General features: G+C 26.1%; 9 protein-coding genes. 8 read left to right on the forward strand and 1 reads right to left on the reverse strand.

What is annotated here, in order from left to right; translation table 11 throughout:
• The first annotated feature begins 168 nt into the window (after nt 1-168).
• The 8 genes from D9T19_RS14075 (at nt 169) to D9T19_RS14110 (ending at nt 9,635) form a co-directional block, all read left to right on the forward strand.
• Entirely contained in the window at nt 169-642 is a 474-nt protein-coding gene (locus tag D9T19_RS14075; RefSeq protein WP_121628884.1) for a hypothetical protein, read from the forward strand.
• 146 nt (nt 643-788) lie between these two features.
• Nucleotides 789-2,003 carry a phospholipase D family protein gene (locus tag D9T19_RS14080; protein ID WP_121628885.1) on the forward strand — a complete coding sequence of 405 codons (1,215 nt, stop codon included), beginning with the start codon at nt 789-791 and terminating at the stop codon, nt 2,001-2,003.
• 175 nt (nt 2,004-2,178) lie between these two features.
• Nucleotides 2,179-2,574 (forward strand): (deoxy)nucleoside triphosphate pyrophosphohydrolase, encoded by a 396-nt coding sequence (locus tag D9T19_RS14085; protein WP_121628886.1) that lies wholly within the window; start codon nt 2,179-2,181, stop codon nt 2,572-2,574.
• Nucleotides 2,564-5,476 (forward strand): DEAD/DEAH box helicase, encoded by a 2,913-nt coding sequence (locus D9T19_RS14090; protein WP_121628887.1) that lies wholly within the window; start codon nt 2,564-2,566, stop codon nt 5,474-5,476. The genes D9T19_RS14085 and D9T19_RS14090 overlap by 11 nt, the downstream gene beginning before the upstream one ends.
• A 287-nt stretch (nt 5,477-5,763) precedes the next feature.
• Nucleotides 5,764-6,942, forward strand: a complete 1,179-nt coding sequence (locus D9T19_RS14095; RefSeq protein ID WP_121628888.1) for a hypothetical protein — start codon at nt 5,764-5,766, stop codon at nt 6,940-6,942.
• A 16-nt stretch (nt 6,943-6,958) separates the two neighbouring features.
• Nucleotides 6,959-7,648, forward strand: a complete 690-nt coding sequence (locus D9T19_RS14100; RefSeq protein WP_121628889.1) for a phospholipase D family protein — start codon at nt 6,959-6,961, stop codon at nt 7,646-7,648.
• A 35-nt stretch (nt 7,649-7,683) separates the two neighbouring features.
• A complete protein-coding gene (locus D9T19_RS14105; protein ID WP_121628890.1) occupies nt 7,684-9,231 on the forward strand; it encodes a hypothetical protein in 1,548 nt (515 codons plus the stop codon).
• 26 nt (nt 9,232-9,257) lie between these two features.
• A complete protein-coding gene (locus D9T19_RS14110) occupies nt 9,258-9,635 on the forward strand; it encodes a hypothetical protein (RefSeq protein ID WP_121628891.1) in 378 nt (125 codons plus the stop codon).
• Between the two features lie 176 nt (nt 9,636-9,811).
• Here the strand turns inward: D9T19_RS14110 and D9T19_RS14115 are convergent, their stop codons facing one another.
• Complete coding sequence (locus D9T19_RS14115) at nt 9,812-9,988, reverse strand: hypothetical protein (RefSeq protein ID WP_162984604.1); 177 nt, start codon at nt 9,986-9,988, stop codon at nt 9,812-9,814.
• Between the last annotated feature and the right edge of the window lie 314 nt (nt 9,989-10,302).

A 10,302-nucleotide genomic window follows, 5' to 3' on the forward strand; every position in this document is an offset into this window, starting at 1 on the left:
TATAGAGGCTTTAAAATCTAGTTTAAGCTATATTTAAAATTCTTTGTCGCATTTTTCCCAAATATGTAAAGGTATTCAATAGAGATAATATTTAAAACTAAAGCTAATAAGACTCTCGCTTTTATAGATTCTAAAGTCGCAAAAAACATACCAGCATTAAAGAATTATATGATACTTAAAGATATCAAAGGTCCTCATGTTATTATGATTGCAATTGAAAGTGGTGTTGCTGTATATACAGTAATACAGAGTGAGATTACATATTCTAAACTTTCATCACTTTTAATGAATAATAAGAAGTCCCTAGCTAGTAATGCTTTCTCCATTGGAATTGCATATCTTACACCACCTCCTGCAACTTTAATAATGATTACATCTATATCTGCAGCATTTATTACTGAGTATGCAATTGATAAATATGTTGAATTAAATAAAAGAAACTATATCCTTATTGAAGATTTGTTATGGAATGTTCCTGATGAAATTAAAAATAAAATTACCATTTTAAATATAGAAAAACTAAAAAAAAATACAATATTTGACTTCCCAAAGACTAAAAGAGATACAATATTTAATCAGTCAAATCAAAAAAAAAGTATTCTAGAGAGTAATTCTAATACTAAAAGTATATTAAACTGGTAATATCATATTATGAAATAATGTTACCACTCCAATTTGAAGAAAAACAAAAATGTTACGAAACGAAATGGTGGCTTAGGGATTAGCAAAAAAGTGTATGAATTTTTGTTACCTCTCCATCACGATAAATATTATCCAAAGGAATATATATGCAATTAATATCTAACTCAATCGAAATAGGTAAGACATTATCTCAACTGATAAAGAAATATAAAAAATATTATATATTAACTGCATGGGCAAGTGGGAATAATTCTGTATTTGATATATTACTAAAAAATAAAAACAATATTGTGCAGATGATAGTTGGAACACAATTTTATCAAACAAATCCAAATTTTATGAAACACTTTATTAATAGTAAAAAAGTAAAATTTGTAACAGATGCACAAAAAGGTGTATATCATCCAAAAGTATATTTATTTGAAAATAGTGAAAATGATTGGGAATGTTTAATTGGTAGTGCAAATTTTACAAAATCAGCACTAGAGTTTAATAATGAAATTATGATAAATTTCAATCAAAATGATTCAAATTCAAAACAAATATTATTAGACTTGAAACAACAAATTAATGACTATTGGGAAATATCAAAATCTATAGATAGTCATTATTTTAATAAATATCAAAACTTATTTCAGAAATATAAACCTATCCTAGATAAGATTGATAATAAATTTACAGATAAAAAGTCTGAAAAATCAATTTTAAATTCTAAAATATTAACTTTAAATTGGGAAGAATATTTTAATGAAATACAAAAAGATACTTTTCATTCATTTGATGAAAGACTAAATTTATTAGAAACAGCAAATAGTTATTTTAAAACATACTGTTCATTTGAAGGAATGAATGATGAAAAAAGAAAACAAATTGCTGGTATCAAAAAATTTAATCCCAATATAAGTAAAGAAAATTTTGATTGGGCTTGGTTTGGGAGTATGGCAGGAGCAGGATATTTTAAACAAAAGATAAATCAAAATAATGAATATATCTCAAAAGCCTTAGATTATATACCACTAAATGGTAAGGTATCATATCAAAACTATTTAGATTTTATTAATAATTTTAAAAAAGCATTTTTATCAGGTGGTGATGGTGTCGCAACAGCTACAAGATTATTGTCAATGAAAAGACCAGATATTTTTATATGCTTAGATAATCAAAATAAAAAGAATTTATGTAAAGATTTTGGTATTAAACAATCATTAAATTATGAAGAATATTGGACTGAAATAATAGCAAGAATTCAAGATTCAATATGGTGGCAATCAGAAAAACCAAAAAATACACTAGAATTAAAAGCTTGGCATGGAAGAGTAGCAATGTTAGATGTGATTTTTTATGAAGAAAAGAATGCTTAACCAAATATTTAGAAAATGATAAATTTTTAGATATAAATTAACTGATATATATATCCTTCTAATTTTAGACCATAACTTCTCTTCAGATATTTTTTACCTTATTATTGATAAAGAATAAATCAAAGTATAATTTATTCTTTGATAGAGTAAAGATATAATTTGATATAGGAAAAACATGAAACACTATAACGTAGTAGCAGCAATAATTATACATGATAGTAAAATATTATGTATGCAAAGAGGTATAAGTAAATACGATTATATTTCGAAGAAATTTGAATTTCCTGGTGGGAAAATTGAAGAAAATGAATCAGAGATAAATGCACTAAAAAGAGAAATAAAAGAAGAATTAGTCATAGATATATCTATTGAAAATAAATTTATTACAATAAATCATGAATATCCAGATTTTAAAATCACTATGCACTGTTATATATGTAATGTTAGAAATAAAGCTTTTACATTAACTGAACATATTGATTATAAATGGCTGGATAAAAATGAACTTGAAACACTTGATTGGGCCGCTGCTGATATACCTATAATTAAAAAGTTAATTAATGAATATTAATATTTTAAAAGAAAGTTTAGAAACAGGATTCTTGGATTCTAGTATAGTATCCTCTAAACAATATCAACCAAAGTTTCTTACAAATGATAAATCCACTAAAACTAAGATATTAACAACGATCCAAAATGAATTAAAAGAATGTGATGAGTTTTGGTTTTCTGTTGCTTTTATTACAACTAGCGGTATTGCTACGTTATTTAATACATTAGAAGAATTAGAATTAAATAATATTAAAGGTAAAATTCTAGTATCTCAATATCTTAATTTCACACAACCAGAAGCATTAAAAAGACTTCTCCAATTTTCAAATATTAAATCAAAAATTATAGTAAATGGTAATTTTCATGCAAAAGGTTTTATGTTTAAAAAAAATGATGTTTATGATTTAATAATAGGAAGTAGTAATTTTACTGCAAATGCTTTGTGTACAAATAAAGAATGGAACTTACAAGTATCTGGAATGAGTAACAGTAGTATAATTATTGATGCAGTAAAAGAATTTACAAAAGAATTTGATAATGCTACAACAATTGATAACGATTTTATTGATAACTATAATGAGATCTATCAATCAGTTCAAAAGAATAATATATTAATAGAAGATAGTTATTTAAAAATTCAAACTAAAGAACTAAAACCTAATAAAATGCAAGAAGAAGCTTTATCTAATCTATCTAAACTTAGAGAAAAAGGTAAAAAAAGATCATTATTGATTTCTGCTACCGGTACTGGAAAGACTTATCTTGCTGCTTTTGATGCAAAAGCATTTAATCCAAAAAAAATGTTATTTATTGTTCATCGACGAAATATTGCTATAGCAGCATTAGAAACATTTAAGTCTGTATTTAAAGATACCAAAACTTTTGGATTATACTCTGGTAATGAAATAGATACTGACTCTGACTTCATATTTTCTACAGTACAAACTATATCAAGAGATAATCATTTAACAAAATTTAAACCTAACTTTTTTGATTACATTATAATAGATGAAACACATAGGGCTGGTGCCAATAGTTATCAAAAAATAATTGATTATTTCACTCCTCAGTTTCTACTTGGTATGACAGCTACACCAGAAAGAACAGATGGCTTAGATATATTTAAATTATTTGATCATAATATCGCTTATGAAATACGTCTTCATAATGCAATGGAAGAAGATATGCTCAGTCCTTTCCATTATTTTGGAGTTTCTGATATTTCGATAGATGAAAAGCTTTTAAAAGAAAAAGATGCTTTTAATTTACTTACTACAGATGAAAGAGTAAATAAAATAATAGAAAATGTTAAGAAGTATGGTGTAGATAATGGTGAAACTAGAGGATTAATTTTTTGTTCTAGTATAAAAGAGAGTGAAATATTATCTACTAAGTTTAATGAAAGAGGATATAAAACTATTTCATTATCTGGTTCAAATACTGAAACTGAAAGAGAGAATGCAATTAAAATGTTAGAGAGTTCAACTAAGGATAAAATTGATTATATCTTTACTGTTGATATCTTTAATGAAGGGATAGATATTCCTAAAATAAATCAAATTGTAATGTTAAGACCAACACAATCTGCAATAATATTTGTTCAGCAATTAGGTAGAGGTTTAAGAAAAGTTAAGAATAAGGAATATTTAACAGTAATTGACTTCATTGGAAATTATAGTAATAACTATTTAGTTCCAATTGCTCTATATGGAGACACTTCGTATAATAAAGATACTATCAGAAAGTTGTTATCTAGGAACACATTGCCTGGATCTTCTACTATAAATTTTGATAGAATTTCTTTAGACCTAATTTATAAATCAATTGATGCTTCAAATATGCAGTTAAGAAAAGATTTGGTTAATGATTATGAATTACTTAAGTTCAGACTAGGGAATATTCCTATGATGATGGATTTTATAAATCATAAACAACGAGATCCTTTTGCTTATATTAGTTACTCTAAATCATATCTTAATTTTGTGCTAACAATAGAAGATGACATAAAAAATAAATTGAATAGTAATTCTAGAGAACTAAAATTATTAGAATATTTCTATTCAGAAATAAATAATGCTAAGCGTATAGAAGAAACAATTATTTTAAAACTATTATTAAAGAATAAAAGTATAACAGTTACTCAAGTGAAAGATCATATTTATAGTTTATTTAATTATGAAACAAGTAATAAAACTATCCTTTCATCAATTCACAATCTTAATTTAAGTTTTATTACAGAAAAAGAAAATAAAAAACTAATAAGTGTTAGAAATAAATATAAGTACAATATTATAGTATTAGATAAAGATACATTAAGTATGGGAGTTGATCTAACTTTAATAAGTAGTAATGATATATGTAAAGAATTTCTTATGGATAGCATTGATTATTCAATAAGTTTATTTAGTAAAAAGAATAGTGAATCAATATTTAATAATGGTTTTCATTTGTATCAGAAATATTCTAGAAAAGATGTCTTTAGAATATTAAATTGGGAACAAAATCCTTTAGCACAAAATGTTGGTGGCTATATTATAAGTCAGGATAAAACGAATTGTCCGCTTTTTGTTAATTATCATAAGGAAGAGGATATCTCAGATACTACTAAATATGAAGATGATTTTATTAATAACAGTACCTTTACATGGATGTCAAAAAGTAAACGTAAATTAACAAGTCCAGATATTCTAACTATAAGAAATAATAAGAATCTACATATACCTTTATTTATAAAGAAGAGTAATGATGAAGGACTTGAATTCTATTATATTGGAGATTTGAAACCAATTGATAATAGTTTTGAACAAACTACTATGGATATAAATGATAACAAAAAAGTTTCAGTAGTAAAAGTTAATTTTAAAATTAGTCATATAGTAGAGGATGTTTTATTTAATTATATTATTCATGATCATAATTAGTTTTATATCAAAATAAGATACTTTAATAATATATTCACACTCTATTGGGGTGGGAAGTGAAATTAGAAGATTAAATTTTGAATAGTCTCAACCTCTTATTCTTGAAGCAGTTTTTACTAATGAAAAGCTTGTTCCATAAAGAGTTGGATTTTTGAATATTCTCCAAAAGTTAGAGTATTATGAACTTGTTATTTAAATTTAGATATTTTTAAATTCTAAGTAAATATCATAACATATTTAGAATTGGATTGATGTATAATAAATAAAATTGAATTGGAGAAAATCTTATGCTTATCGCATCTGAAGATGAACTTAAAAGAATTGCAAAATTTTGTGTTGCTTTGTATCGTACAGAAAAAATTATTCAATCCGCGCATATTGCTTCTAACTTATTAGAACTTATTGTTGATTTATGGTTAGAAAAACAAAATGTCCCTGATTCTAAAGAAGATAGTTTATATGATAAGATCAATAAGTTAAATTATTCTGGATTAATATATTCACAATCAGACTTAGATGAGCTAAGACTAATACGTAATAAAATAGTACATGGTTATAAATACTCAAGTGATAATATATATTATATTTTGAATTTAGTATACTTTATTTGGGATGGGTTAGATAATGAATCATATTTAAAGTGTGATACGGAAATCAAACAATTAGACCTAAAAACTGCGTATATTTGGATCAGAGATTTTGAAGTAATTGATACCAATTATTTTGAAGAAACAAATAGAACAGGTATTCATTCTGGAAGTATTAAATTAAATGATTTTAATAACTTATATAAAATGGCAGAAAAATTTACTGAGTTAGCAAATTATATTAGCACAAAAAAAGAATTAACAAAACATTCATTATCAGTTGATAATATCTCTGCTATAAATTCAACTAGTGCATATGTTTGGTTAGCAATTACTTCTGGAAATCATGGAGGGAGAACAAAAATAGAATTTGCATCGGTTTCTATTCTTGCTACACCAGATAATTTACGTATTTATATTGATTTTGGTGGTAAAGCTTTTGATGATAGAAGAAAATATTTGGAGTTTATTAAAGCAACAAATACTACGATGCTCAATATTGAAGATAAAGAAGATTTATATATATTTGATATAGAATGGTACTCATATATTGAAAATAAAGTTGATTTCAATATATTAGATGATAAAGTTAAAAAGAATAATAAGATTTCATCAGCAAAAAAACTTTTTGAAGATAATGGTGATAGAATTCCACTTGCTTCAAATAGATTATTAATTGGTTATATCTTACAAAAACAAGACTTGTCTTTTAAAAAGATTCTAAAAAAACTAACTAATATTATTTCTGTTTATCATCATTTTCAAACATTCGAATATGAAAGAGCCGAGTCTTTAAAAATAAATAGAAAAGTAAATTCTTCTGGGGAGGATATAGTTACGAAACAACAACTTAATAGTCTCATAGATAAATACACATAAAAAGGAATAATGAACTATGAAATTTTTAACTACAACAGGATTAAATTTCTACCTGGAAAATATTTTAAAAAATGCCAAAGATAAAATAGTTTTAATTACTCCTTACATTAAAATTCATGACAAAATTAAAAATATTCTCAAACAACAGAAAAGTAATGGAGTAGAGATTACTATTGTATGTAGAGAAGAAAAAAATATAGATTCCTTTGCTGACTATGTAAGTAAGATATATGTAAATAAAGATCTTCATGCTAAGTGCTATTTTAACGAATCAGAAGCAATTATAACAAGTCTTAATCTTTATGAGTTTAGTCAGGTTAATAATAGAGAAATGGGTATTTATATAAATACAAATATTAGAAGTGATATATCACTTTATGCTGATTTATCTAATGAATCAGAATCATTAATACAAGAATCGATACGAGTTCAAATAGTTAAAGAAACTCAAACTAAATGTACAGAAGCTGTCATAAGAATTATTAATGTAAAGATAGTAAAAGGTAAAACATTATGTAAATATTGGAATGATGATATGCAATCTATAGTAACAACTAAAGGTGAGTTTATTGCCGAATTACCTAATAAAAGAAATAAAAATGGCTATGAATGGAAAAAAGAAATTAATAAAGAACTAAAAGAAGATGAATATAGAACAGAAAGTCATTCTGGTTTTACTTGGCTCTATAAATCTTTAAGAAACTAATCTCAGATATAAATAGATCTGAATAAAGAGGTTTTATGACATCAATAAATTCAAAACTCAATAATTATAAAACATATTATAAAGATGCTAAACAATGGTTCGAAGATAATTTTGAAAAAATAAGACAATTATTCGAAGATAAAAAATTAAGAGATTTTATTTTTGAACCATTTACAGGTGTATTCACTATTCCCAATAATACCATAGATAAAGATGTATATGCAACAATAACTCAAGTTGCAATTATTAATGCCGTTCTAGCTGGACTTCCTGGTCAAATGGGAGTTGGTGTATATGTATCAATGGCACTAGAAGCTTGGATGGCTTATGCTATAGCTAAACATGTGGGAGTAAAAGTAAAAACACCATCTGAAATATTTAAGTACTTTGGAATGCTTAGTGCTATTGGCTTTACCGTACTCTTTGGATTTAAACACTTACTTAGTTTTGGATTTTCTTTATTTTCTGTTATTCCAATGGTTAATCCTCTTATTGTCGCTGAACTACTAGTAACAAATTTAGTAGGTGTACTATTTTGGGTTGGATTTAAAGAAACAAAAAGAAGTGGAAGTTTTTCTATACCCTTAAGAACATTGCTTGAGGTAGGCACTAAAACAAAACAAATCTTTTCCTATCAATTTGAAGTATTAAAAACTACATTAACCATAGATAATATGAAGTTATTTGGTAAGCGTTTTAAACAATGGATAAGTGGTGATTTAGTTCAAGAGCAAAAAATTATTAATGGTGAAATGTTTGCTAATGTATCGATGGCGTATTTATTATCAGACCAACATGAAAAACTTCAAGGACCACTTGGCGATGTATTCATAGAAGCCATTAGATTGCGTTGGTCCGCACAGTTTAATGAAGATACAACAGTTATTGAAATTGCAGATAGGTTCAAAGAATATGATAGCGAAGCATTAGAAGGTGCAATAAGTACAATAAAAGGTAAGATGTTTGAAATAATGGTAACTAATGCTGAAAATGAAGATAATGATGAGTGGAATGCAGAAATGCATGAAGATGAAAGTTTTCCAGGATCGGATATAGTATTTACGAATACAGAGACGAAAGAAACATTGGAAGTATCTCTTAAAGCTACAGGAGCTGGAGATACTAGTATTATTGAACATGCACTTGATAAGTATCCCGATTTACCAATAATGACAACAGATGAAGCTGCTGCATTCTATGCAGACAATCCAAATGTTTTTGGTTCAGGATTTGAACATGAAACACTACAGTATATTACAGAAGATAAAATTGATGAGCTTATTAATTCTATAGAACAAGTTGATGCTACTCATGTTGTGATTGGCGGCGTTACAGTTGGCACTGTAGCTGCAATATGGCCATTTACAATGGCTTATTTTAGAAGAAAAATATCATATGAAGATTATGAGAGGGCTATAGTGAAAATTGTTGGAGATTCAGGTGTAATGTTAGCATCAAGATTAGCTTATGCTGTAGTACTTGGGCCTATATTTGCATGGTATTTATTAGCGAGAGGTGTTGACATGGCCGTAGTTAGTGCAAGTAAGAATATGCCTGCTAAGAAAGTAGTTGTAAGATATTAATGTGTTAAAATAATAAGGATAAAACTTTGAAAAAACCAAAAATAGCAGTAATAGGGATTGGAAGTACAGGTGTTTCATTAATAGATAATTTGACTAAAACTAATACTAGTGATATTGAATACATAAGTTTTGCACAGAAAAATATAAATGATAGACTTAGTGATAATGAAAAAGTAAAAACAATAGATACTTCAAGATCAGAAAGAATATCTTTAGAAAAAGCAAAAGAATATTGTCTTGAATATAATAAAACAAAAAGATTAGAAGAAATGTTATCTCTTATGCAATTACATGACAGTCTATATGGCATTATTCCATTAAGTGAGAGTTCAATTCAAACTATAGGTGTAAAAGAAATAAAATTAAAAAGATGTGATGAGACTATTGATAAATTTAAATTATAAAGAGACAAGGAGACTGTTATAAATTCTTGTATAGTATCATATTTCCAATATTTTATTATACGAGAATTTCTAACACTTCCTAGACAAGTAAATTATTTTTATGGTTCTTACTCAAGAAAGTATAAAAAAGTTAATTTTGAGTCAAATCAATGTCAATGATATTTTAAAAATTTGGATTAACCCATATTTAGCCATTTATACCCACGAGATGTTCGTATTTTTATGTTTAAATGATCAATACTTTCACTTCCTTCAATATGTTGAGACCAATTATAACCACAGGGAAATTGACCAAATGATTTTCCAACAAGGTTATCAATATATATACCTTCATCAGTTTCTATCACTTGCATGTTACTATTCCAAGATCCGTAATCTTTAGGCTGAATATTCTTTTCAATAACTGACAATATTTTCATTGTTATCCTTTTATTAATATTATACTAATAAAATATTTAAATAATCCTCTTTCGTAAATATAGACAATTTCTATGGATTCAAAACTTTGATCACAAGTTTGTCGGATAAGAACATCACTTCACAGTCTCTCCCTCAACTAAGAACTGTACTTGCCACTTTCACGGTATACAGCTCAAGCATTAATAACTAAATTTATTGCGAAGTTTTAGGGAAATATATCGTTTAGTAAAGTATAAATCATCATCTT

Origin of the sequence: Poseidonibacter antarcticus, assembly GCF_003667345.1 — a bacterium.
GTDB classification, from domain to species: Bacteria; Campylobacterota; Campylobacteria; order Campylobacterales; family Arcobacteraceae; genus Poseidonibacter; species Poseidonibacter antarcticus.

What these genes read in the sequence shown, in the direction of transcription:
- D9T19_RS14075 (WP_121628884.1), top strand. Translation starts at nt 169, where the DNA reads ATGATACTTAAAGATATCAAAGGTCCTCATGTTATTATGATTGCAATT.
- D9T19_RS14080 (WP_121628885.1), top strand. Translation starts at nt 789, where the DNA reads ATGCAATTAATATCTAACTCAATCGAAATAGGTAAGACATTATCTCAA.
- D9T19_RS14085 (WP_121628886.1), top strand. Translation starts at nt 2,179, where the DNA reads ATGAAACACTATAACGTAGTAGCAGCAATAATTATACATGATAGTAAA.
- D9T19_RS14090 (WP_121628887.1), top strand. Translation starts at nt 2,564, where the DNA reads ATGAATATTAATATTTTAAAAGAAAGTTTAGAAACAGGATTCTTGGAT.
- D9T19_RS14095 (WP_121628888.1), top strand. Translation starts at nt 5,764, where the DNA reads ATGCTTATCGCATCTGAAGATGAACTTAAAAGAATTGCAAAATTTTGT.
- D9T19_RS14100 (WP_121628889.1), top strand. Translation starts at nt 6,959, where the DNA reads ATGAAATTTTTAACTACAACAGGATTAAATTTCTACCTGGAAAATATT.
- D9T19_RS14105 (WP_121628890.1), top strand. Translation starts at nt 7,684, where the DNA reads ATGACATCAATAAATTCAAAACTCAATAATTATAAAACATATTATAAA.
- D9T19_RS14115 (WP_162984604.1), bottom strand. Translation starts at nt 9,988, where the DNA reads ATGCAAGTGATAGAAACTGATGAAGGTATATATATTGATAACCTTGTT.